Here is a 24,086-nt window from a genome sequence, read left to right as displayed (position 1 = left end):
GCCGGCTGGCTCTGCTCGATACCGCAGGCGCCCAGCGCCAGGGCAGCCAGAATCACCAGCGCGTTGAAGGGGGGGCGGGGCAGCATCGCGGCGCAATGTGGCGATGCATGACATTTTGGCAAGGGGCAGTTTGCGCCATCGCCGCAGTCTTGCTGTCATCGCCCTGTAACCACCGGGTCTGATTGCCTGAACCCGGCAACGGGTTTAAGGCGCAAGGCATGAGCAACAAGGTTACGGCCGCGGGCGACGACGAAATCATCGAAACGCGCGACCAGCTGGTCTCGGTCTTTGCCGACGGGGCCAAGCCGCGCGACGCCTGGCGCATCGGCACGGAGCATGAGAAATTCGTGTTCCGCACCGCCGACATGCGTGCCCCGTCCTATGACGAACCCGGCGGCATCCGCGATCTGTTGATGGCGATGACCCGCTATGGCTGGGAACCGATCGAGGAAGGCGGCAAGGTCATCGCCCTCAAGGGCGCCGATGGCAACATCAGCCTGGAACCGGCCGGCCAGTTCGAACTGTCGGGCGCGCCGCTGGAAAATCTCCACCAGACCTGCGCCGAATCCAACCGCCACCTCAGGCAATGCCGCGAGATCGGCGCCGAACTCGGCCTCGGCTTCCTCGGCCTCGGCTTCTGGCCCGACAAGGCGCGCGCCGACCTGCCGGTGATGCCCAAGGGGCGTTATGCCATCATGCTGCGCCACATGCCGCGCGTCGGCAGCCTGGGGCTGGACATGATGCTGCGCACCTGCACCATCCAGACCAACCTCGACTATGCGTCAGAGGCGGACATGGTGCAGAAATTCCGCGTGTCGATGGCGCTGCAGCCGCTGGCCACCGCCCTGTTCGTCAATTCGCCCTTCACCGAAGGCCGGCCCAACGGCTTCAAGTCGTTCCGCAGCCATATCTGGACCGACACCGATCCGGCCCGCACCGGCACCCTGCCCTTCGTGTTCGAAGACGGCTTCGGCTTTGAACGCTATGCCGATTATGCCCTCGATGTGCCGATGTACTTCGTCTACCGCGACGGCAAGTATATCGATGCCGCCGGCCACAGCTTCCGCGATTTCCTCGCCGGCAAGCTGGCCGTCCTCCCGAGCGAAAAGCCGCGGCTGGGCGACTGGAAGGATCATCTGTCCACCGCCTTTCCCGAAGTGCGGATGAAGGGCTATCTCGAAATGCGCGGCGCCGATGGCGGGCGCTGGGATCGCATCTGCGCGCTGCCGGCGCTGTGGGTGGGCCTGCTCTATGACCAGTCGGCGCTCGATGCCGCCTGGGATCTGGTCAAGCACTGGACGCCGGCCGATCACGACCGGCTGCGCCGCGAGGTGCCCGCGCTGGCCCTGGGCGCGGCCAGCCCCAATGGCGGCACGCTGAAGGATCTGGCGGCCGAGGTGCTGAAGATCGCCGATGCCGGCCTCGCCGCCCGGGCCCGGCTGAACGGCGCGGGTGACAGCGAACAGGGCTTCCTTGGCCCGTTGCGCGAAATTGCCGCCAGCGGCCTCACCAATGCCGATCGCCTGCTGGCGCTCTACAACGGCGCCTGGGGCGGCGACATCACCCGCATCTACGAGACCGAGGCCTATTGAGCGAGGTTGGCGGTGGCGGCGATGCGGGCCGCCATCCGGGCCGGCGTCGCGGCAACGGCACCGGTCATCCACGCCTCCACCGCGGCCAGTTGCGCGGCGGCGATCTGCACCGCCGCCAGCCGCTGATCCGGCCCCAGCCGGGCCAGGATGGCATCGGCCAGCGTGCGTTCCAGCACCTGGCGCAGCGGCGGGGCAAACAGCACCCGGCCGTGGCGGCGCTGTTCCCAGAAATGTTCCAGCAGCCACAGCAGCTGCGCCGTCTCCCCGGTCGCGGCTGCGGCCAGCACGGTCAGCAGCGGCTGCATCGACGCGGTGAGCAGCGCATCGCGCCCGGAAAAATGCGCATAGAAGGTGGAGCGGCCGACATTGGCGCGCGCGCACACCGCCGCCACGTCGATCCGGTCATAGCGCTGGGCAAACATCAGGTCGCGAAACGCCGCCAGCAGGGCCGCGCGGGTGCGCGCCGGCCGCCGATCCGGCGCACGCTGATTCCGGGACAAGGTTGGAGCGACGTCCATTTCAAGACAAACATGCCCATGTGTCTGGTGATCGGTCAAGCCGGCCGGCCTAAGCCGTGCTGGTCTTCCAACCACGAGGGCCCTGCCATGCCAGCCACCAATTCCACCGATCAATCGCGCGCCACTGCGGTCCTGCTGGTTGCCACCGCCGCGCTGTCCGTGCTGGGCATGGCCCATCATCCCACCGGCCACGGCCATGGCCGCACCCTGCTGGACAGCCTGGCCGCCATCGGGCCGATGGCCAATCTGGTGCACGCCGCGCTGCTGGCGCTGATGCTGGCGCAACTGATCGGCCAGGCCGGGCTGGCCAGCCGGCTGGGGGCCCAGCGGCTGGTGGTGCAGGGGGCGTTCGTGGCGCAACTGGCCGGCGCGCTGGCGCTCACCGGCGCGGCGGTGATCAACGGCTTCACCCTGTCGGCCGTGGCGCAATCCATGGTGGCGGCCGGATACACCGCGCCCGAACAGGTGCGGCCATTGCTGTGGGCGCTGTTCGGCCAGGCCCGCGCCTGGGCGCAGATCGGCACGGCGGCCTGGGCCATCGCGCTGGCGCTGTGGGGGCTGGCGGCCTGGCCGCACCACCGCCGGCTTGGCCTGCTGGCGCTGCCGCTGCTGCTGGTGCCCCTGGCCGGCGGGGTGGGGTTGCTGCCGCTGGACGTGATCGGCTTTGGCGCGGTGGTGCTGGCCCAGGCGGTCTGGGCGGCGGCGGCCGGCGTGCTGATCTGGCGCGGACGGCTGTAGCGCGGCCGCCTGCGAATCGAGTCTTGCCAGATGGTCATTTTGCCCTGACACTGAACCGTCACGATCGTGGTCCGCCTATCGTGGGAAGAGGCCCGACGCTGACCATTGGGGAGGTGAAGAATGGCTCTTGCTGCATTGCGCGCGGGGAGCGCGCTGTTCGTTTTGACTTCGGCCTTGATGTGGGGTTCGGCCGCCTCGGCACAACAGGCCGCGCCGGCAGCGGCGGCCCAGGCCGACACCGAACCGCAGGAAGATGTGGAAATCGTCGTCACCGGCAGCTTCATCCGTGGCACGCGCGAGGATGCCGCCGTGCCGATCGACGTGTTCACCGCCGATGATCTCAACAAGCAGGGCGTCACCTCGCCGCTGGAATTCATCAAGCAGCTGCCGTCGGTCGGCGCCTCGCTGGGCGACACCAACCAGTTCTCCACCGCGGCGCAGGGCTTCCAGGGCAATGGCTCGCTGAACCTGCGCGGCCTGGGCCCCACGCGCACGCTGGTGCTGTTCAACGGCCGCCGCACCGTGCTCGCGCCTGGCGATGGTTTTGCCGACACCAACCTGATCCCGATCTTCGCGCTGGCGAACATCGAAGTGCTGAAGGATGGCGCGGCTGCCACCTATGGGTCTGATGCCATTGCCGGTGTGGCCAACTTCGTCACCCGCAAGGATTTCAACGGCGCCGTGGTGCAGGGCGATTTCGACGCCATCAAGGGCTCGCGCGGCAACTGGACCTTGTCGGCCCTCGTTGGTCACACCTTCGGCAAGGTCAATGTGATGATCGGCGGCGGCTGGCAGCACCGCTCCACCCTGCCCAGCTTCAGCCGGGATTTCAGCCGCACGCCCTATGCGGTGAACCCGTCGGCCTGGTCGGCGTCGAGCACGCCGGGCGTGTTCGCCGCGACCTATCTGGTCAACGGCGCGCCTTCCACCACCACGGTGCTCGACGGTGGCAACACCGCCTGCCCGGCGGTGGGCGGCGTCAATGATCTCAGCGGCCTGGGCTCCGGCCTGCCGATCTGCCGCTTCAGCTTCCTGCCGTGGAACAACATCATCGAAGAGGAAGACCGTTACCAGGCCTATGCCCAGATCGATGCGGAACTGTCGGACCGCACCAAGTTCCACGCCGAATTCACCTATGCCCAGACCGACACCACGGTCGGCCAGTCGCCATCCTTCCCGCCGATCCAGGGCCCTGGCGGATCGGGCAGCACCAGCCGTTTCACGGTCAGCCCCAACAACCCGGGCGTGCCGGCGTTCCTGGCCCAGAATGGCCTCGCCGCCTCCACGGCGGAACGCCCGCTGGCGGCGATCACCGCCGTGCTGTGGCGGCCGTTCGGCTGGCTTGGCAATCCGTCCGAACCGGTGCGCGGGGCTGGCCTCGGCTTTGCCGAAAACAAGAGCTACCGCCTGTCGGCCGGTTTCAACCACGAGTTCAGCGACAGCTTCCGCGCCGAACTGTTCGGCACCTGGTGGCGGTCCGAACGCAATGCGGCCTCGCGTGACATGGTGGGCACCCGCCTGCAGAACGCCCTCAACGGCCTTGGCGGCCCCAATTGCAACGTCGCGGCCAACACGCCGGGGCAGAATGGCTGCCAATGGTTCAACCCGTTCATCAACGCCGGGCAGCCGGTGTCGATCCAGGGCCGGACCAATCCCAACTATGTGCGCGGGGCGGAAAACTCGCCGGCGCTGATTGATTTTATCCAGCCCTACAGCGGCACCCGCCAGATCGAGGAGCAGCTGGTTGTCGACGCCATCTTCTCCGGCGAGACCAGCTGGGATCTGGGCGGCGGCCCGATCGCCTATGCCTTCGGCTTCCAGTATCGCCGCAACGAATGGTCGTCGAACCCGCTGCTGCCGATCTCCAACGTCAACCTCAACCCCTGCTTCCGTGAAGGCGATCGCAGCTGCGTCGGCACCCCGCAGGAAGGCGTTGGTCCCTTCATCTTCCTCGGCGTCACCCGGCCCGAATCGGTGCGCCAGAATGTGAAGGCGGTGTTTGCCGAAGTGAAGGTGCCGATCACCGACAAGCTGGAGTTCACCGGCGCCGCCCGCTACGAGGATTATGGCGGCTCGGTCGGCTCCACCTTCAACCCGAAGGGCGCCATGCGCTGGAACCCGACCGACTGGCTGGTGCTGCGCGGTTCGGTGGGCACCACCTTCCGCGGCCCGCTCGCCAACCAGGTGGTGGCCAACCAGATCACCTCGCTGGCCGGCATCCAGGCCGCGGCCAACGCCTTCCGCTCGGTGGACATCTTCGGCAACCCGAACGATCTGGGTCCGGAAACCGCCTTCACCTACAACGTTGGCGCGGTCATCACCACGTCGGGCTTCACGGTTTCGGCCGATTACTGGAGCTTTGATGTCGACGGCCGCATCACCACCACGCCGGGTCAGGCCATCGCGTCTGCCGTGGTGCCGGGCACCAATGGCCTGGGCCTGGCCAACTGCAGCAGCCCGCTGGCCAGTCTGATCACCTTCCAGGGCGGCTGTGTGCAGGGCGTCACCAACGGCAACGCCATCAGCCGCGTTCGCACCGACTGGGTGAACGGCCCCAACCTGAAGACCAGCGGCATCGATCTGTCGATCGACTACAAGACCGATCTTGGCCCCGGCAAGCTGAACGTCGGCGCGCAGGCCAGCATCACGCTGGATTATACCTTCGCCGCCTTCTCCGTGCGCGGGGTGCAGGTGTTGCCCGGCTATCAGGCCAAGGGCTTTACCAATTATTTCCGCGATCCGCTCACCGTCTCGCCGCTGCGTGCCACCGGCTGGATCAACTATGGGCTGCCGCGGTTCAATGCGCGCTACCAGGTCCGCTATGTCGGCGGGGTGGATGACGAACGCTGCGTCGGTCTGGCCAACTGCGCGGTCACCAACTTTGGCCCGACCAACTTCGGCGCGGTGGTGAAAAGCTTCACCCAGCACGATATCAACTTCCAATATGATATCCCGATGGGCGGCGTGACCACCCAGCTGCAGTTCGGCATCGACAATTTCACCAATGCCAATCCGCCCGCGTCGCGGCTGGAACTGTCCTACGATCCGTTCATCGGCAACCCGCTGGGCCGCGTGTTCCGCTTTGGGGCCCGCGTCCAGTTCTGAGGCTGATGGTCTGAAACCAGCGCGCGGCGTGGCCCCCGGGGCTGCGCCGCGTTGCTGTTCAACCGGTCTGGCGGGCGTAATCGCCGGCGTCAAACCAGCCGCAGGATGCGGCGATCAGGCCATCGGCGCCGATGCGCCAGGCCTCCCAGCCGGTCACGTCCACCGGCTTGCCGCTGCCGGCATGGGTGCCGGTGAAGCGCCACAGATAAAGTGCAGCCGCACCGGCGGCGCGCACGCCCTCGCACATCAGCACCATGTCGGGAATGTCGGCCATGAAACCGGCCGCCATGTCGGCCACGCCGGCCCGGCCCTGCCACAACGGGCCATCGTTGATGCTGATGCTGCCATCGGGCGCATAATGGGCCGCGACGGCCTCAGGATCACCGCTGTTCCACGCCGCCGTGTAGGCGGCGGCCAGGGCGGCAAGATCGGTCACAGCCGGCGCCGCGCGCAGGCATAAAGCGCGATGGCCGCCGCGTTCGACACGTTCAGGCTTTCGACGCCGGAAATCGGCAGGCGGGCCAACTGGTCGCAATTCTCGATGGTCAGATGGCGCAGGCCTTCGCCCTCGCTCCCCAGCACCAGTGCCGGCTGGCAACTGCCCAGCGCGGTTTCCAGGTCATCGGGCGCCTCGCCATCCAGCGCGATGCGCCAGAAGCCGGCCTCGCCAATCTCGCCCAGCGCGCGCGCCAGGTTGACGACACGCACCCACGGCAGCGCCTCCAGCGCGCCGCTGGCACTGCGCGCCAGCACGCCCGATTCGGCCGGGCTGTGGCGATCCTGGGTCACGATGGCGCGGGCATTGAATGCCAGCGCCGACCGCATCAGCGCGCCGACATTGTGCGGATCGGTCACCTGGTCCAGCACGATGATCGGCCGGTTGTCGCCATCATCGGCGTCCTTCAGGATATCGCCCAGCCACACATTCTCCAGCGGCTCCACCTCCAGCACATAGCCCTGGTGCGGCGCATCGGGCGGGCACAGCCGGCCCAGATCATGGTCATCGCCATATTGCACCTGCAGGCCAGGCGGCAGCTCAAGCGTTTTGGCCGTCTGCGGGGTCAGCCACAGCTTGCGGAAACTGCGTTCGGGATTGTCCAGCGCGGCAAACACCGCGTGCCGGCCATACAGGCGCGGAAACGGGCTCTTCTGGCCCTGCTGGTTCTTCGGGTGCGGTCTGCGGCCCATCTCAACGTGCCATCCTGTGCTTGGTGCGGGCACGGTGGTGGAGGGGGTTGGATTTGAACCAACGTAGGGTGAAACCCGGCAGATTTACAGTCTGCTGCCATTGACCGCTCGGCCACCCCTCCACAGTCCGCTTTGGCAAGCCTGTCGGGAGGCGGCCAAATGCGGCAGGCAGGCGCGGCTGTCAACACACTTGTTGGCCGCCGCCGCTCGCGACATTCAGCTGCGATCCGGCACAACCCGGTCGCGGCCCAGCCGCTTGGCGGTGTAGAGCGCGCTGTCGGCCCGCGCGATCAACTCGTCGCCGCTCTGGTCGCCGCGATGTTCGGCCACCCCGGCGGAAAAGCTGATGCGGCCCATGCTGCCGCCGTCCACCGCGCTGCGTAACACCTGGCCGGCCAGTTCGGCCCGCACCCGGTCGATGCGCCCGGCCGCGGCCTGCAGGCCCACGCCCGGCATCACCCCCACGAACTCCTCCCCGCCCAGCCGGCCGACAAAGCCGCCGTCGCGGCCCAGCCGGTCGGCCAGGTGCCGCGCCACGAAACACAGGACATCATCGCCCATGGCATGGCCAAAGCGGTCGTTGAAGCGCTTGAAATGATCGATGTCGACCACCGCCAGGGCCAGCGGCACCCCGGCTGCGATTGCCGCCTCCTGGGCCTTTTCCAGCATGGTCATCAATCCGCGCCGGTTCATCACCCCGGTCAGCGCATCGGTCACCGCCGCCCGCTCGGCCTGGGTCAGCCGGTCGGCCAGCGCCCGGCTTTCGGTCGCCGCCTGCTCCAGTTCGGTCATCAGCTTGGCAATGGCGGCCTGCATGGTGGCCGTCGCCGCACCCAACTGCTCCAGCAAGGCGGCCAGCCCGGCTGCATCGATCGGCCCGGCCAGCTTCTCGCCGCCCACAGCAATCGCCCGGCCATAATCGGCCAGATCGGTCTGCCCGCCCTCGATGCGCCAGCCCAGCGCCTCCGCCTGGCCCTGCGCCTCGGCGATCAGCTGATTCACCTGCGCCTCGCTCAACTGGCCCAGATGTGTTTCACGCAGGGTCATCAGCGTGCTGATGGTCAGGCCATCGCCGGCAATGGCCTTGTCGATGGCCAACGACAGATCATGATCATCATCGCGCACATAGCGCCACAGCACGTCATACACCGGCGGCTCCGGCGGCAGCCCGGTGCGCACCAGCATGGCGCGCACCTTGTCGAACCAGCCCAGGCCGGCGCCAGGCGGCGCGGCGGCAGCGGGCGCCACATCGGCCGGGGCCGGCACTTCGGCGGCCGCCTGATATGGCCCCGGCTGATACTGCATTGCCCTGTTCCTCCTGCGACCCGTGGATGCTGTGGGTTGGGGAACGGCGGTGCCGGCGGGGGTTTAAGCCGGGGGTGGGCGATTTTGCGGTGGTCAAATGTTGGGGGGAGGGCGCCGCGGCAAAGCCGCGGCTGACGTCGAAGCTGCTCTGCCGGGCTGAGGCCCGGCAGCCAGCCCGGCCGATCTTGCCGGAGTCGGTGGATTGCGCGGGGCGCAATCCACGCGCCTGGCTGCGATGGAGCGGGTAGCGGGAATCGAACCCGCATAGCCAGCTTGGAAGGCTGGAGCTTTACCACTAAGCTATACCCGCATCGCATCCGCCTCTACGGCAGCCGCGCGGCAGTTTCAATGGCGCGAAGCACTTGCGCCGGTCCCGCCGCCTCTCTATAGCGCGCGGTCTGCGCCTAGGAGTGTAGCTCAGTTGGTAGAGCATCGGTCTCCAAAACCGAGGGCCGGGGGTTCGAGCCCCTCCACTCCTGCCAGCAGCCTGAAAATTCGACCGCAAGTGGTTGAACCGAAAGGCGGCTGATCCCATCTCAGGGGCGCGGCGATACCAAGGCAGCCGGCGGCGGGGCAGTGCCCCGTGCCGGTTCTTGGTGTTGATGGGCGGCCTGCTGCACTGCAACAGGCTGATTCGTGTTCGGTTGTTGGTTCTTGGCAAAGGCGAAGCTGCGTGAGCGACGGCAAAGCAGGCGGAGGGGCAGAAGTGGCGAAGAAGCCCCGGGTTTCCCCGGCGGAATTCGTGCGCCAGGTGCAGACCGAAACCCGCAAGATCGCCTGGCCCACGCTGCCCGATACCGTGCGGATGACGATCATGGTGCTGGTGATGACCAGCATCCTGTCGGTCTTCTTCCTCGGCATCGATCAGTTGCTGGGCCGCACCGTCAAATTCCTGCTCAGCCTGGCTGCCTGAGGATTTTCATGTCGCGCTGGTACATCATCCACGCCTATTCGGGCTTTGAAAACAAGGTGAAGGATTCGATCCTCGCCGAAGCTCGCCGCATGGGCCTTGAAGCCTTCATCGATGCAATCGAGGTGCCGGCCGAAACCGTGACCGAGGTGGTGAAGGGCAAGAAGCGCGCCGTCGAGCGCAAGTCGATGCCCGGCTATGTGCTGGCCAAGCTGGCGATGACCGACGATGTGTTCCACCTCGTCAAGAACACCCCCAAGGTGACCGGCTTCCTGGGCCAGCAGAACAAACCGCAGCCGATCAGCGAGGCCGAAGCCGCCCGCATACTGAACACCAAGGCGGAGGAAACCCCGGCCGCCAAGATCAAGAAGAAGGCCAATTTCGAGATCGGCGACAGCGTGCGTGTGCTCGATGGCCCGTTCGCCAGTTTCAACGGCCTGGTCGAGGAAATCGACTACGACCATGGCCGCGTCAAGGTTTCGGTGTCGATCTTCGGCCGCGCTACGCCGGTCGAACTCGGCTTCGAACAGGTGGAAAAGCAGAAGTAATTCAGCCGATTCACCATAGGCGTGGGAGGCCGGTTGCCCCGGCCGCTAGCACCACACAGCAAGGAGTGGCCCGATGGCCAAGAAAATCACTGGTTATATCAAGCTGCAGGTGAAGGCCGGCATGGCCAACCCCAGCCCGCCGATCGGCCCCGCGCTCGGTCAGCGCGGCGTCAACATCATGGAATTCTGCAAGGCGTTCAACGCCAAGACGGAAAGCATGGAAAAGGGCACCCCGATCCCGACCGTGATCACCGTCTATGCCGATCGTTCGTTCAGCTTCATCACCAAGCTGCCGCCGGCATCCTACCTGCTCAAGCAGGCCGCTGGCCTGAAGTCGGGCGGCACCACGCCGGGCAAGGGCGCAGCCGTTGCCAAGATCAAGCAGTCGCAGATCCGCGAAATCGCGGAAAAGAAGATGCCGGATCTCAATGCCAACAGCATCGAAATGGCGATGAAGACGATCGAAGGTTCGGCCCGCGCGATGGGCCTCGAAGTGGTGGAGGGCTGATCCAATGGCGATGACCAAGAAGGCCAAGGCGTTCGCCGCTGCCGTCAACCGTGACCATCTTTATCCCGTCGATGAAGCCATCGCCCTGGTGAAGAGCCTGGCCACCGCCAAGTTCGATGAAACCATCGAAGTGTCGTTCAACCTGGGCGTTGATCCCCGTCACGCCGATCAGATGGTGCGCGGCGTCGTCACCCTGCCCAAGGGCACCGGCAAGACCGTGCGCGTCGGCGTGTTCGCCCGCGGCGCCAAGGCCGAGGAAGCCAAGGCCGCTGGCGCTGATGTCGTTGGCGCCGAAGACCTGCTGGAAATCGTGCAGGGCGGCACCATCGATTTCGATCGCTGCATCGCCACGCCCGACATGATGGGTCTGGTCGGCCGCCTCGGCAAGGTGCTCGGCCCCAAGGGCCTGATGCCGAACCCGAAGCTGGGCACCGTCACCATGAACGTTGGCGAAGCCGTGAAGGCCGCCAAGGGTGGCCAGATCGAATATCGCGTTGAAAAGGCCGGCATCATCCACGGCATCCTGGGCAAGGCCAGCTTTGGCCAGGACGATCTGCGCGCCAACTTCGACGCGCTGCTCGATGCCGTCGTCAAGGCCAAGCCGACCGGCGCCAAGGGCAAGTATCTGCTCAAGGTGGCCGTCAGCTCCTCGATGGGCCCGGGCGTGAAGGTTGATCCGTCGTCGACCGGCGTGACCAACTGATCGCCTGACGATCCGCTGAAACGAAAGGGCCGGGGCGAGGCATCGCTCCGGCCCTTTTGCATTGGCCGGCGGCACGCCCGGCTTGACTCTGTGCGGCCAACCCCCTATCGCGCCGCAGCCGCACGGCCCCTCGGGGCCGGGCGACCGTCCGAGATTGCAGGTGGAGCGTGCTCCTTAAGCCATTTGGGCCTGCATGAGACGAGGCAAGTTTTTCCGCACCGGTCATGCCGCTGCGGGTCTGTGCGGGCCATGGGCCGGCATGGGCGACGATCCTCTTCGGACGGGCCTGGCGCCCGCCCATCCCCTTCACCGGTGACTGGCAGGCCACAGGCTCATTGAGCCGGCGCAGGCATCTGCCTGCGTCATTGTCCCGCCGGGAACGGGCGCTCCGTCCGCACCCGGCACAGTTCAAGGAGTGAGCATGGATCGCGCCCAAAAAGCCGAAGCCATCTCCAGCCTGGCCAAGACGCTGACCGAAACCTCGGTCGTCGTGGTCACGCGCAACCATGGCCTGACCGTCGCGCAAGCGAGCGATCTCAGGAACCGGATGCGCGCCGCTGGGGCCAGCTTCAAGGTGACCAAGAATCGCCTCGCGCGCATCGCGCTCGAAGGCACGCCCTACCAGCCGCTCGGTGATCTCCTCACCGGCCCCTGCGGCCTGGCCACGTCCGCCGATCCGGTGGCCGCTGCCAAGATCGTGGTGGAATTCGCCAAGACGACCGACAAGTTCGAAATCGTCGGCGGCGCCATGGGCGGCACTGTCCTCGATGTGAACGGCGTGAAGGCCCTGGCCGAACTGCCGTCGCTGGATGAACTGCGTGGCCGTCTGGTGGGCCTCATCAACGCGCCCGCCACCAAGCTGGCCCAGCTGTCGACCGCTCCGGCGGCCAAGCTGGCCCGTGTCTTCTCGGCCTATGCCGAGAAGGACGCCGCGTAAGCCTTCGATCATCAATTTCACAGACCCGAATAGAAAGACTGGAGAATCAAAATGGCTGACCTGAATTCGATCGTTGACCAGCTGTCCGCTCTGACCGTGCTGGAAGCCGCTGAACTCGCCAAGATGCTGGAAGAAAAGTGGGGCGTGTCCGCCGCTGCTGCCGTGGCCGTGGCCGCTGCTCCGGCTGCTGGCGCTGCCGCTCCGGCCGCCGAAGAAAAGACCGAGTTCGACGTGATCCTGACCGGCGACGGTGGCAAGAAGATCAACGTCATTAAGGAAGTCCGCGCCATCACCGGCCTGGGCCTGACCGAAGCCAAGGCGCTGGTCGAAGGCGCTCCGAAGGCCGTGAAGGAAGGCGTGTCGAAGGCTGACGCCGAGAAGTTCAAGAAGCAGCTGGAAGAAGCCGGCGCCACCGTTGAACTGAAGTAAGCGCTTCGTATCAGCTCTGCTGGCGCGAACAGGAAAGGGGCGTCTCCTTGTGGAGCCGCCCCTTTTCTTTTGGGCGCCAAAGGCGCATACTTGTGATCATGCCCGATTGGCCAGAAAGCCACCTCATTCGCGCCGGCGTTGGCCGCATGAGCACCCGTTGAAACTGCTGCGCCGTTTGGTGATTGTGGCCATTGCCGCAGGAGCATGGGCGCTCCCGGCCGCGGCGCTTGCACCGGAACCGGTGACTTGTGCCGACCCCGGCCTGCCTGCCGAAGCTACATGTTTCCGCCTGGCGGTGCCGGAGTCCCGCGAAGCTCACGGACCGGACCGATTGCTGTCCTTGTCGCTGGTCCGACTGCCCGCTGTTGCAGGCGCCGGCCACAAAGCCATCTTCATCTTCCAGGGGGGCCTGGGCAGGCGGCCACCCGGCTGACCGGCTTTTACGCCCGCATCTATGCCGGGGCGCGGTCCACCCACGACATAGTGCTCATCGATCAGCGCGGCACCGGCGGATCGGCGCCGCTGAATTGCCGCGTTCCGGCCAACCAAACCCTTGCCGATCTGTTCGATCCGGCGATCATTTCTACCTGCCGCGCCCAGCTTTCTGCCAGACACCGGCTGGCTGCCTTCACGACCTCTGCCGCCGTTGCCGATGCCGAAGCCGTGCGCCAAGCCTTTGGTTATGGCCGCATCGATTTGTACGGCACTTCCTATGGTACCAGGGTCGCCATGGAATATGCCCGCCGTTACCCAGATCATGTGCGCACTCTCACGCTGAAGGGTGTGGTGCCGCCCTGGTCAATCATGCCGGCCGATTTTGCCCCCGACGTCCAGGCGGCAGTGGCACTCATGCTGCGCGACTGCACAACTGACCACGCCTGTCACGACGCCTTTCCCGATCTGGCCGGCGATCTGGCGCGCGCTGTAGCCAGACTCGATGAGGCACCAGCGACGGCTGTGGTCGACGCGCAGCCGCTGCGCCTGCAGCGCGGCATGTTTGGCACCGTGATCCGGACAATGTTACAAGCAACGCCTCTGCGTGCCGGATTGCCGTTGCTGTTGCATGAAGCAGCAGGCGGGAACTGGCAGGGGTTCATCGCGCAAGCGGCGGCGCTGCGGCGGGCTGCCCAAAACGATATCGCTACCGGCCTGATGCTGTCGGTTGCCTGCAGCGAGGATGTGCCGTTCATCGATCGGGCAAGGGCGCAGCTATCGGCGCGTGGCACCGTGCTCGGGCGCTATTGGATCGACCAGTTGATCGGTGGCTGTGCCCGCTGGCCGCGCGGCAGCGTGCCAGCCGATTGGCGCGAACCCTATCGGCTGGCAGGGCCGGCGCTGCTGATTTCCGGTGAGCTTGATCCGGCGACGCCGCCGGCTGGAGCAGAGCAGGTCGCCAGGCTGATCGATCAGGCACATCATGTGCTGGTGACGGGTAGCAGCCATAGCTTTGCCGGCATGAACGGCTGTGTGGATCGCATCATGACCACGTTCGTGGTTGCGGGCAGCATGACTGGCCTTGACACCGGCTGCACTGCGGCAATCCGCCCGCCGGCATTCAAGCATTAGCATCCGCCTTCTGGTCGATGGGCTGACACCGTCATTTCGCGCCGCCCCCCTTGCCCGAATCCAACAACCGGCCTACATGCCGCATCATTCACTGGCCGGCCCCCCCGATTCCCGGTCAGCCCGCCACCTTTCGGGATACGGCCTGTCGCGCGATCAGGCCGCAACGGATGGAAGGGTGGCGGGATCCATCGCCAGTGACCGTGCGACATTGCCGCAGTTGCGGGAATGACGTGCGGTTTTTGCTGTTTTCCCGCTGGGCGCATCCGCCCGGCAAGAGAGGCGACACGAAGACATGGCCACCCAGATGAAGCCGCCGCACGGCGTCACGCCGTTCAACAACCGCCGCCGCATCCGCAAGACCTTCGGCAACAGCGGCGAAGTTGTGCAGATGCCGAACCTGATCGAGGTTCAGCGCGAAAGCTATGAGCAGTTCCTGCGCTCCAACCCGGCGATCGGCTATGTCTCGGGCCTGGAAAAGACCCTGCGTTCGGTGTTCCCGATCCGCGATTTCGCCGGCACGGCCGAGCTGGACTTCGTGCATTATGAACTGGAAGAGCCGAAGTACGACACGGATGAATGCCGCCAGCGCGGCATGACCTATGCCGCGCCGATGCGCGTCACGCTGCGTCTGATCGTGTTCGAAGTGGACGCCGACACCGAAACCCGCTCCGTGCTCGATATCAAGGAGCAGGACGTGTACATGGGCGACATGCCGCTCATGACCGAGAACGGCACCTTCATCATCAACGGCACCGAGCGTGTCATCGTCTCCCAGATGCACCGTTCGCCGGGCGTGTTCTTCGATCACGACCGCGGCAAGACCCATGCCTCGGGCAAATATCTGTTCGCCGCCCGCGTCATCCCCTATCGCGGTTCGTGGCTGGATTTCGAATTCGACGCCAAGGACATCGTCAACGTCCGCATCGACCGCAAGCGCAAGCTGCCGGTCACCAGCCTGCTCTATGCGCTGGGCTGGCATTCCGAAGAAATCCTCAACCTCTTCTACAACCGCGTCACGTGGGTGCGCGGCCATGGCCCCAACGGCGATGCCGGTTGGGTGGTGCCGTTCGTCGAAGCCAACTGGCGCAACAGCAAGCCGACCTTCGATGTCGTCAACGCCGAAACCGGCGAAGTGGTGTTCCCGATGGGCACCAAGGTGACGCCGCGCATGGTGCGCAAGGCCACCACCGACGGCTGCAAGAGCCTGCTGATCCCGACCGAGGAAATCTTCGGCCGTTACAGCGCCTTTGATCTGATCAACGAAGCCACCGGCGAAATCTACATCGAGGCCGGTGACGAGCTGACCGCCGAGAATCTCGAAAAGATCGACCGCTCCGGCCAGGCCAGCATCGAGCTGCTCGACATCGATCATGTCTCCACCGGCCCGTGGATCCGCAACACGCTGATGGCCGACAAGGTGGAAGACCGCGACCATGCGCTCGCCGAAATCTATCGCGTCATGCGCCCCGGCGAGCCGCCGACCCGCGAAACCGCCGAAGCCATGTTCTATGGCCTGTTCTTCGATCCCGACCGGTACGACCTGTCGGCGGTGGGCCGCGTCAAGATGAACATGCGCCTCGGCCTCGATTGCCCGGATGATGTGACCGTGCTGCGCCGCGAGGATATCGCCGCGGTGGTCAAGACCCTCGTCGACCTGAAGGACGGCAAGGGCGAGATCGACGATATCGACAACCTCGGCAACCGCCGTGTCCGCTCGGTCGGCGAGCTGCTGGAAAACCAGTATCGCGTCGGCCTGCTGCGCATGGAACGCGCCGTGAAGGAGCGCATGAGCAGCGTCGATATCGACACGGTCATGCCCAACGACCTGATCAACGCCAAGCCGGCGGTGGCCGCGGTGCGCGAATTCTTCGGCAGCAGCCAGCTGTCGCAGTTCATGGACCAGACCAACCCGCTGTCGGAAGTCACCCACAAGCGCCGCGTCTCGGCCCTGGGCCCGGGCGGTCTCACCCGCGAACGCGCCGGCTTCGAAGTGCGCGACGTGCACCCGACCCACTATGGCCGCATCTGCCCGATCGAAACGCCGGAAGGCCCGAACATCGGTCTGATCAACAGCCTCGCCACCTTCAGCCGCGTCAACAAGTACGGCTTCATCGAAACCCCCTATCGCAAGGTGGTTGATGGCAAGCTGACCGACGAGGTGCAGTATCTCTCCGCCATGGAAGAAGCCCGCCACACCATCGCCCAGGCCAACGCCGGCATCGATGGCAACGGCGTGTTCGTGGAAGAGCTGATCTCCGCCCGCCAGGCCGGTGAATTCCTGATGGCGCCGGCCGGCACCATCACCCTGGCCGACGTGTCGCCGAAGCAGCTGGTTTCGGTCGCTGCCTCGCTGATCCCGTTCCTGGAAAACGACGACGCCAACCGCGCGCTGATGGGCTCCAACATGCAGCGCCAGGCGGTGCCGCTGGTGAAGGCCGAATCGCCGTTCGTCGGCACCGGCATGGAAGGCACGGTGGCTCGCGACAGCGGCGCCGCCATCGCCGCCAAGCGCACCGGCATCGTTGACCAGGTGGACGCCACCCGCATCGTGATCCGCGCCACCCAGGATGTGGAACCCGGCAAGTCGGGCGTCGACATCTACACGCTGATGAAGTTCCAGCGTTCCAACCAGTCCACCTGCATCAACCAGCGCCCGCTGGTGACCGTGGGCGACCTGGTGCAGAAGGGCGACATCATCGCCGACGGCCCGTCGACCGAGGATGGCGAACTGGCGCTGGGCCGCAACGTGCTCGTCGCCTTCATGCCGTGGAACGGCTACAACTACGAAGACTCGATCCTGATCAACGAGAAGATCGTCAAGGAAGACATCTTCACCTCGATCCACATCGAGGAATTCGAAGTCATGGCCCGCGACACCAAGCTGGGCCCGGAAGACATCACCCGCGACATCCCCAATGTCGGTGAAGACGCGCTCGCCCGCCTCGACGAGGCCGGCATCGTCTATATCGGCGCCGAAGTGGAGCCGGGCGACATCCTCGTCGGCAAGATCACGCCCAAGGGCGAATCGCCGATGACGCCGGAAGAAAAGCTGCTGCGCGCCATCTTCGGCGAAAAGGCCAGCGACGTGCGCGACACCTCGCTGCGGCTGCCGCCGGGCGTGTCGGGCACCATCGTTGATGTGCGCATCTTCAACCGCCACGGCATCGACAAGGACGAGCGCGCCCTGCAGATCGAGCGCGAGGAAATCGAGCGCCTGGAAAAGGACGCCACCGACGAACGCGGCATCCTCGATCGCGCCACCTATGCCCGTCTTGCCGATGCCCTGCTGGGCCAGGAAGCCGTGGCCGCGCCCAAGGGCGTGAAGAAGGGCGTGACCATCGATCAGGCCCTGCTCGACGAACATCCCCGCCGCGAATGGTGGAAGTTCGGCGTCGCCGATGACGGCGTGCAGGCCGGCCTGGAGGCGCTGAAGGCGCAGTGGGATGAAGCCCACGCCAGCATCAATGCCAAGCTGGAAGACAAGAAGGCCAAGGTGCAGGCTGGCGACGAACTGCCGCCGGGCGTGCTCAAGATGGTCAAGGTCTTCGTCGCGGTGAAGCGCAAGCTGCAGCCGGGTGACAAGATGGCCGGCCGTCACGGCAACAAGGGGGTCATCTCCCGCATCCTGCCGCAGGAAGACATGCCGTTCCTGGCCGACGGCACCCCGGTCGACATCGTGCTCAACCCGCTGGGCGTGCCCAGCCGCATGAACGTCGGTCAGATCTTCGAAACCCATCTGGGCTGGGCCGCGCGCGGCCTGGGCAAGAAGATCGCCGCCATGCTGGAAGGCATCAACGACACGATGGTCAACGGCAGCGCCGCCGAAATCCGCGACCTGTTCAAGGCCATCTATGGCCCGCAATATGGTTCGGAGATCGACGGCCTGGATGATGCCGCCGTGGTGGAACTGGCCCGCAACCTCGCTGGCGGCGTGCCGATGGCCACCCCGGTGTTCGACGGCGCCAAGGAAAGCGACGTGTCGCACATGCTGGAACTGGCGGGCCTCGACAGCTCGGGCCAGGTCGAGCTGTTCGACGGCCGCACCGGCGACCAGTTCGATCGCAAGGTGACCGTGGGCTATATCTACATGCTCAAGCTGCACCACCTGGTCGATGACAAGATCCACGCCCGCTCGATCGGCCCCTACAGCCTCGTCACCCAGCAGCCGCTGGGCGGCAAGGCCCAGTTCGGCGGTCAGCGCTTCGGGGAAATGGAAGTCTGGGCCCTGCAGGCCTATGGCGCCGCCTACACCCTGCAGGAAATGCTCACCGTCAAGTCCGACGACGTGGTGGGCCGCACCAAGGTGTATGAAGCCATCGTCAAGGGTGACGACACGTTCGAAGCCGGCATCCCCGAAAGCTTCAACGTGCTCATCAAGGAAATGCGGTCGCTGGGCCTCAACGTCCAGCTGCAGAGCATCGAGGATGTCGAGTGACAGCAGGATGGGGGCGGCCCTGACCGGCCGCCCCGCCTGACGAACCCGGACCGAACACCCACCCCCAGCCCCTCCCGCCAGCGGAAGGGGATCAGGAAGGGAATAAGACCATGAACGACGTGACCAATTTCTTCTCGCCGGCCGCCAAGCCCGAGACCTTCGACCAGATCCAGATCGCGATCGCTTCGCCGGAGCAGATCCGCAGCTGGTCCTATGGCGAGATCAAGAAGCCCGAGACCATCAACTACCGCACGTTCAAGCCGGAACGTGACGGCCTGTTCTGCGCCCGCATCTTTGGCCCGATCAAGGATTACGAATGCCTGTGCGGCAAGTACAAGCGCATGAAGTACAAGGGCATTGTCTGCGAAAAGTGCGGCGTGGAAGTGACCGTCTCCAAGGTCCGCCGCGAGCGCATGGGCCATATCGAACTGGCCGCGCCGGTCGCCCACATCTGGTTCCTGAAGTCGCTGCCCAGCCGCATCGGCATGCTGCTCGACATGCAGCTCAAGCAGCTGGAGCGCGTGCTCTATTTCGAACAATATGTCGTCATCGATCCGGGCATGACCCCGTTCAAGAAGTTCGACCTCCTGACCGAGGATGAACTGCTGACCGCCCAGGAAGAATATGGCGAAGACGCCTTCCAGGCCGGCATCGGCGCCGAAGCCATCCGCACCCTGCTCGAACAGCTCGATCTTGAAGGCGAGATGGAGCAGCTGCGCGAGGAGCTGCGCACCACCAAGTCGGAACTGAAGCCGAAGAAGATCATCAAGCGGATGAAGGTGGTCGAAAGCTTCATCAACTCGGGCAACAAGCCGGAGTGGATGATCATGACCGTCGTGCCGGTCATCCCGCCCGATCTGCGCCCGCTGGTGCCGCTCGACGGTGGCCGCTTCGCGACGTCGGACCTGAACGATCTCTACCGCCGCGTCATCAACCGCAACAACCGCCTGAAGCGCCTCATCGAGCTGCGCGCGCCCGACATCATCGTGCGCAACGAGAAGCGCATGCTGCAGGAAGCGGTGGACGCGCTGTTCGACAACGGCCGCCGTGGCCGCACCATCACCGGTGCCAACAAGCGTCCGCTGAAGTCGCTGTCCGACATGCTGAAGGGCAAGCAGGGCCGCTTCCGCCAGAACCTGCTCGGCAAGCGCGTCGACTATTCGGGCCGTTCGGTCATCGTCACCGGCCCCGAACTCAAGCTGCACCAGTGCGGCCTGCCCAAGAAGATGGCCTTGGAACTGTTCAAGCCGTTCATCTACTCGCGCCTCGACGCCAAGGGCCTTTCGATGACCCTGAAGCAGGCCAAGAAGTGGGTGGAAAAGGAACGCAAGGAAGTCTGGGACATCCTGGACGAGGTGATCCGCGAGCATCCGGTGCTGCTGAACCGCGCGCCGACGCTGCACCGCCTCGGCATCCAGGCCTTCGAACCCGTGCTGATCGAAGGCAAGGCCATCCAGCTGCACCCGCTGGTCTGCTCGGCCTTCAACGCCGACTTCGACGGTGACCAGATGGCCGTCCACGTGCCGCTTTCGCTGGAAGCCCAGCTGGAAGCGCGCGTGCTGATGATGTCCACCAACAACATCCTGTCGCCGGCCAACGGCAAGCCGATCATCGTGCCCTCGCAGGACATGGTGCTGGGTCTCTATTATCTGTCGATGGAGCTGGAGAACGAGCCGGGCCAGGGCATGGCCTTTGGCACCATGGCCGAAGTGCACCAGGCGCTGTTCACCAAGGCTGTGACCCTGCACACCAAGATCATCGCCCGTGTGCCGCAGACCGACGCGGATGGCGTGGTGCGCATGAAGCGCTTCAATACCACCCCGGGCCGCCTGCTGCTGGGCGAAACCCTGCCGAAGAGCCACAAGGTGCCGTTCGAAACGGTCAACCGTCAGCTCACCAAGAAGGAAATCGGCGACGTCATCGACACCGTCTACCGCCACACCGGCCAGAAGGAGACGGTGCTGTTTGCCGATGCCATCATGGCGCTGGGCTTCCGCCACGCCTTCCAGGCCGGCATCAGCTTCGGCAAGGACGACATGGTGATCCCCGATGCCAAGGCCAAGCTGGTTGATGAAACCAAGGCGCTGGTGAAGGATTTCGAGCAGCAATATCAGGACGGCCTGATCACCCAGGGTGAGAAGTACAACAAGGTCGTCGACATCTGGGCGCGCTGCGGTGACCAGGTCGCCACCGAAATGATGAAGGAAATCAGCGCCAAGAAGAAGCGGCCCGATGGCCGTGAGGCGCCGATCAGCTCCATCTACATGATGGCCCACTCCGGTGCGCGTGGCTCCCAGGCCCAGATGAAGCAGCTGGCCGGCATGCGCGGCCTGATGGCCAAGCCGTCGGGCGAGATCATCGAAACGCCGATCATCTCCAACTTCAAGGAAGGCCTGACCGTGCTGGAGTATTTCAACTCCACCCACGGCGCCCGCAAGGGTCTGGCCGACACCGCGCTGAAGACCGCCAACTCGGGTTACCTGACCCGGCGTCTGGTCGACGTTTCGCAGGATTGCGTCGTCGTCGAACAGGATTGCGGCACCGAACGCGGCATGGTGATGAAGGCCATCGTCGAAGGCGGCAACACCATCGTGTCCTTGGGCGAACGCATCCTTGGCCGCACCGTGCTGGTGGACGTGGTTGATGCCAAGACCGGCGAAGTCGTGGTGGCCGCCGGCCATCTCGTCACCGAAGCCGACGTTGGCCGCATCGAATCGGCCGCCGTGGCGGAAGTGAAGATCCGCTCGCCGCTGCTGTGCGAAACCAAGGGCGGCGTCTGCGCCACCTGCTATGGCCGCGACCTGGCGCGCGGCACGCCGGTGAACATGGGCGAAGCCGTGGGCGTCATCGCCGCCCAGTCGATCGGCGAACCGGGCACGCAGCTGACCATGCGCACCTTCCACATCGGCGGCGCCGCCCAGGTGTCCGAACAGTCGACGCTGGATGCGCCGGTGGATGGCCTCGTCGAATATCGTGGCCTCACCACCATCACCGACAGCCGCGGCCGCGCCATTGCCATGGCCCGCAACGGCGAACTGGTGCTGCGCGATGGCGAAGGCCGCGAACGCTCGATCCACCGCATCACCTATGGTGCGATCATCGCGGTGGCCGATGGCGCCACGGTGAAGAAGGGCGACCGCCTGGCCGAGTGGGACCCGTACACCCTGCCGGTGATCACCGAAAAGTCGGGCAAGGTGAAGTATCAGGACCTGATCGAAGGACTGACCCTGCGCGAAGAGGTGGACGAAGCCACCGGCATCACCAACAAGGTGGTCGCCGAATGGAAGTCCAGCAACAAGAAGGAAGATCTGCGTCCGCGCATCACCCTGCTTGATGACGCCTCGGGTGAATCGGCCCGCTATATGCTGGCGGCCGATGCCATTCTCTCGGTGGCCGATGGCCAGGATGTGTCGGCCGGTGACGTGCTGGCGCGTATCCCGCGTGAAGCCGCCAAGACCCGCGACATCACTGGCGGTCTGCCGCGCGTTGCCGAATTGTTCGAAGCCCGCGTGCCCAAGGACAATGCGATCATCGCCCGCATCGATGGCCGCGTGGAATTTGGCAAGGATTACAAGACCAAGCGTCGCATCACCATCCGTCCGGAGGAAGGTGGCGATCCGGCCGAATATCTGGTGCCCAAGGGCAAGAACGTGGCGGTGCAGGAAGGCGACTTCGTGCGCAAGGGTGACTATCTGATCGATGGCAACCCCAACCCGCACGACATCCTGGAAGTGCTGGGTGTGGAGCCGCTGGCCGAATATCTCTGCGCCGAAATCCAGGAAGTCTATCGCCTGCAGGGTGTGCGCATCAACGACAAGCACATCGAAGTGATCGTGCGCCAGATGCTGCAGAAGGTGGAAATCACCGAAAGCGGCGACACCACGCTGCTGGTGGGCGAACAGGTCGATCGCGAGGAAATGGACGCCGAAAACGCCAAGCTGGGCCCCGATGGCCGTGCCGCGTCCGGCAAGCCGGTGCTGCTCGGCATCACCAAGGCCTCGCTGCAGACCAAGAGCTTCGTGTCGGCGGCGTCCTTCCAGGAAACCACCCGCGTGCTCACCGAAGCGGCCGTGCAGGGCAAGGTCGACACGCTGACCGGCCTGAAGGAAAACGTCATCGTCGGCCGCCTGATCCCGGCCGGCACCGGCGCCGGCATGCAGCGCCTGCGCGTGGCGGCCAACGCCCGCGACGTCGCCCTGCGCGCCGTGCAGAAGGCCAACCAACAGGCGCTGGAACAGACCGAAGGCTGACGCTCCCGCCTGTTCGGGCCCGAAACATCCCGCCGGCAGCGCTGCCGGCGGGGTTTTTCTTGGGGCTTTCGGTCACCATATTGCCGCGTCTTGGCCACAATGCGCTGGCAAAAGGCCGCGCAAGGGTGGGATTCGTCCACCGTTCGGGATCGAAAATTGGCCACAGCGTTCAAAATGCCGGAAGCGATTGGCTCTGAACCTGCCCGCCCGCTGCGGGTGGCGCTGTTTTCCGGCAACTACAACTATGTCCGTGACGGCGCCAATCAGGCGCTGAACCGGCTGGTCGCCTTCCTCGAACGCGAAGGCTGCACCGTGCGCGTCTATTCGCCCACCAGCGACACGCCGGCCTTTGAACCGGCCGGCACGCTGGTTTCGGTGCCCAGCTTTGCCATTCCCGGCCGCGGCGAATATCGCCTGGCGCTGGGCCTGCCCGATCGGCTGAAGCGCGAGATCCGCGATTTCGCCCCCGATATCATCCACTTGTCTGCCCCCGATCCCGCCGCCCATGCCGCCAAGAAACTGGCGCGCAGCCTTGGCGTGCCGGTGGTCGCCTCCATCCACACCCGCTTTGAAACCTATCTCGAATATTATGGCCTCGGCTTCGTCCGCCCCGGCATCGAGGCGCTGCTCCGCCGCTTCTATGCCGGGCTGGACGAGATTTTCGTCACCACGCCGGGCTTTGGCACCATGATGCGCGAGGCCGGCATCATCGCCGCCGAACCCGCCGTGTGGAGCCGCGGCGTCGACAAGACCCGCTTCACCCCCGCCCGCCGCAGCCCGGAATGGCGCTGGAGCTTCGGCATTGGCGACACCGAAGCGGTGATTGGCTTTGTTGGCCGGCTCGTGCTCGAAAAGGGCCTCGATACCGTGGCTGCGGCGGTCAACCAGCTGAAACAGCGCGGGATTCCGCACCGGCTGCTGGTGGTGGGCGAAGGCCCGGCGCGCGAACGCTTTCAGGCCCAGGTGCCCGATGCCATCTTCACCGGCTTCCTCGATGGCACCAATCTCGCCCGCGCCTATGCCAGCGCCGATCTGCTGCTCAACCCCTCCACCACCGAAACCTTCGGCAACATCAACCTGGAAGCCATGGCCAGCGGCATCCCGGTGGTCGCGGCGCGCGCCAGCGGCAACGAATGCCTGGTCAGCGATGGCCGCACCGGCGCCCTGATCACGCCGGGGGACATCACCGCCTATGCCGATGCGTTGGCGCGTTATTGCACCGATCCGCAATTGCGCGCCGCCCATGGCCAGGCCGGGCTGGCGGCGGCCCAGGCCTTTGACTGGGATGTGATCAACGGCGCCGTGCTCTCTCGCTATCGCGAATTGATTGCAGCTAACCACAAGTAAAATCACG

At 65.5% G+C, this 24,086-nt stretch carries 17 protein-coding genes and 3 tRNA genes; 14 read left to right on the top strand and 6 right to left on the bottom strand.

Features of this window, described 5'->3' with window-relative positions; translation table 11 throughout:
• Positions 1-218: 218 nt before the first annotated feature.
• Positions 219-1,592, top strand: a complete 1,374-nt coding sequence (locus CHU93_RS12865) for a glutamate--cysteine ligase (protein ID WP_094474576.1) — start codon at positions 219-221, stop codon at positions 1,590-1,592.
• Here the strand turns inward: CHU93_RS12865 and CHU93_RS12860 are convergent.
• On the bottom strand, positions 1,586-2,092 hold the full coding sequence (locus tag CHU93_RS12860) for a TetR family transcriptional regulator (protein ID WP_207759278.1): 507 nt from the start codon (positions 2,090-2,092) through the stop codon (positions 1,586-1,588). The two genes, CHU93_RS12865 and CHU93_RS12860, sit on opposite strands and share 7 nt — an antisense overlap.
• 105 nt (positions 2,093-2,197) lie before the next feature.
• Here CHU93_RS12860 and CHU93_RS12855 point away from each other — a divergent pair, with 105 nt between their 5' ends.
• Together CHU93_RS12855 and CHU93_RS12850 are read left to right on the top strand one after the other, a co-directional pair.
• Positions 2,198-2,848 carry a hypothetical protein gene (locus CHU93_RS12855; RefSeq protein ID WP_094474574.1) on the top strand — a complete coding sequence of 217 codons (651 nt, stop codon included), beginning with the start codon at positions 2,198-2,200 and terminating at the stop codon, positions 2,846-2,848.
• A gap of 177 nt (positions 2,849-3,025) precedes the next feature.
• The gene (locus CHU93_RS12850; RefSeq protein ID WP_094474573.1) at positions 3,026-5,953 is read left to right on the top strand and encodes a TonB-dependent receptor domain-containing protein; all 2,928 of its coding nucleotides are present in this window, start codon (positions 3,026-3,028) and stop codon (positions 5,951-5,953) included.
• 58 nt (positions 5,954-6,011) lie between these two features.
• Here the strand turns inward: CHU93_RS12850 and CHU93_RS12845 are convergent, their stop codons facing one another.
• The 5 genes from CHU93_RS12845 to CHU93_RS12825 all read right to left on the bottom strand — a co-directional run bounded on the left by CHU93_RS12845 (position 6,012) and on the right by CHU93_RS12825 (position 8,756).
• Complete coding sequence (locus CHU93_RS12845; protein WP_094474572.1) at positions 6,012-6,389, bottom strand: ester cyclase; 378 nt, start codon at positions 6,387-6,389, stop codon at positions 6,012-6,014.
• Positions 6,386-7,141: a 23S rRNA (guanosine(2251)-2'-O)-methyltransferase RlmB gene (rlmB, locus tag CHU93_RS12840; protein ID WP_094474571.1), complete on the bottom strand. Its 756-nt coding sequence runs from the start codon at positions 7,139-7,141 to the stop codon at positions 6,386-6,388. Before rlmB ends, CHU93_RS12845 begins: the two co-directional genes overlap by 4 nt.
• 35 nt (positions 7,142-7,176) lie before the next feature.
• Positions 7,177-7,263 (bottom strand) — tRNA-Tyr (locus CHU93_RS12835).
• A 94-nt stretch (positions 7,264-7,357) separates the two neighbouring features.
• Positions 7,358-8,446, bottom strand: a complete 1,089-nt coding sequence (locus CHU93_RS12830) for a GGDEF domain-containing protein (protein ID WP_094474570.1) — start codon at positions 8,444-8,446, stop codon at positions 7,358-7,360.
• A 236-nt stretch (positions 8,447-8,682) separates the two neighbouring features.
• Positions 8,683-8,756, bottom strand: a tRNA-Gly gene (locus tag CHU93_RS12825).
• Positions 8,757-8,852: 96 nt separating this feature from the next.
• On the opposite strand from CHU93_RS12825, the gene CHU93_RS12820 reads away from it, so the two are divergent.
• The 11 genes from CHU93_RS12820 to CHU93_RS12770 all read left to right on the top strand — a co-directional run bounded on the left by CHU93_RS12820 (position 8,853) and on the right by CHU93_RS12770 (position 24,079).
• Positions 8,853-8,928: transfer RNA gene (locus CHU93_RS12820), tRNA-Trp, on the top strand.
• Positions 8,929-9,152: 224 nt separating this feature from the next.
• Positions 9,153-9,359: a preprotein translocase subunit SecE gene (secE, locus tag CHU93_RS12815; protein WP_086116089.1), complete on the top strand. Its 207-nt coding sequence runs from the start codon at positions 9,153-9,155 to the stop codon at positions 9,357-9,359.
• A gap of 8 nt (positions 9,360-9,367) precedes the next feature.
• Positions 9,368-9,904 carry a transcription termination/antitermination protein NusG gene (nusG, locus tag CHU93_RS12810; protein ID WP_094474569.1) on the top strand — a complete coding sequence of 179 codons (537 nt, stop codon included), beginning with the start codon at positions 9,368-9,370 and terminating at the stop codon, positions 9,902-9,904.
• A 73-nt stretch (positions 9,905-9,977) separates the two neighbouring features.
• The gene (rplK, locus tag CHU93_RS12805) at positions 9,978-10,412 is read left to right on the top strand and encodes a 50S ribosomal protein L11 (protein WP_086115180.1); all 435 of its coding nucleotides are present in this window, start codon (positions 9,978-9,980) and stop codon (positions 10,410-10,412) included.
• A gap of 4 nt (positions 10,413-10,416) precedes the next feature.
• Positions 10,417-11,115: a 50S ribosomal protein L1 gene (gene rplA / locus CHU93_RS12800; protein ID WP_094474568.1), complete on the top strand. Its 699-nt coding sequence runs from the start codon at positions 10,417-10,419 to the stop codon at positions 11,113-11,115.
• A gap of 421 nt (positions 11,116-11,536) precedes the next feature.
• Positions 11,537-12,052: a 50S ribosomal protein L10 gene (gene rplJ / locus CHU93_RS12795; RefSeq protein WP_094474567.1), complete on the top strand. Its 516-nt coding sequence runs from the start codon at positions 11,537-11,539 to the stop codon at positions 12,050-12,052.
• A gap of 51 nt (positions 12,053-12,103) precedes the next feature.
• Positions 12,104-12,481 (top strand): 50S ribosomal protein L7/L12, encoded by a 378-nt coding sequence (gene rplL / locus CHU93_RS12790; protein ID WP_086115177.1) that lies wholly within the window; start codon positions 12,104-12,106, stop codon positions 12,479-12,481.
• Positions 12,482-12,685: 204 nt separating this feature from the next.
• Positions 12,686-14,047: an alpha/beta hydrolase gene (locus CHU93_RS12785; RefSeq protein WP_094474566.1), complete on the top strand. Its 1,362-nt coding sequence runs from the start codon at positions 12,686-12,688 to the stop codon at positions 14,045-14,047.
• A 292-nt stretch (positions 14,048-14,339) separates the two neighbouring features.
• Positions 14,340-18,482, top strand: a complete 4,143-nt coding sequence (gene rpoB, locus CHU93_RS12780; protein ID WP_207759276.1) for a DNA-directed RNA polymerase subunit beta — start codon at positions 14,340-14,342, stop codon at positions 18,480-18,482.
• Between the two features lie 110 nt (positions 18,483-18,592).
• Positions 18,593-22,732 carry a DNA-directed RNA polymerase subunit beta' gene (gene rpoC, locus CHU93_RS12775; RefSeq protein WP_094474565.1) on the top strand — a complete coding sequence of 1,380 codons (4,140 nt, stop codon included), beginning with the start codon at positions 18,593-18,595 and terminating at the stop codon, positions 22,730-22,732.
• Between the two features lie 174 nt (positions 22,733-22,906).
• The gene (locus CHU93_RS12770; RefSeq protein WP_243375658.1) at positions 22,907-24,079 is read left to right on the top strand and encodes a glycosyltransferase family 4 protein; all 1,173 of its coding nucleotides are present in this window, start codon (positions 22,907-22,909) and stop codon (positions 24,077-24,079) included.
• Positions 24,080-24,086 lie beyond the last annotated feature (7 nt).

It is taken from the genome of Sandarakinorhabdus cyanobacteriorum, assembly GCF_002251755.1.
GTDB classification, from domain to species: Bacteria; Pseudomonadota; Alphaproteobacteria; order Sphingomonadales; family Sphingomonadaceae; genus Sandarakinorhabdus; species Sandarakinorhabdus cyanobacteriorum.
Note: the sequence above shows the minus strand (reverse complement) of the source record. Positions and strands in the feature narration are given on the sequence as shown.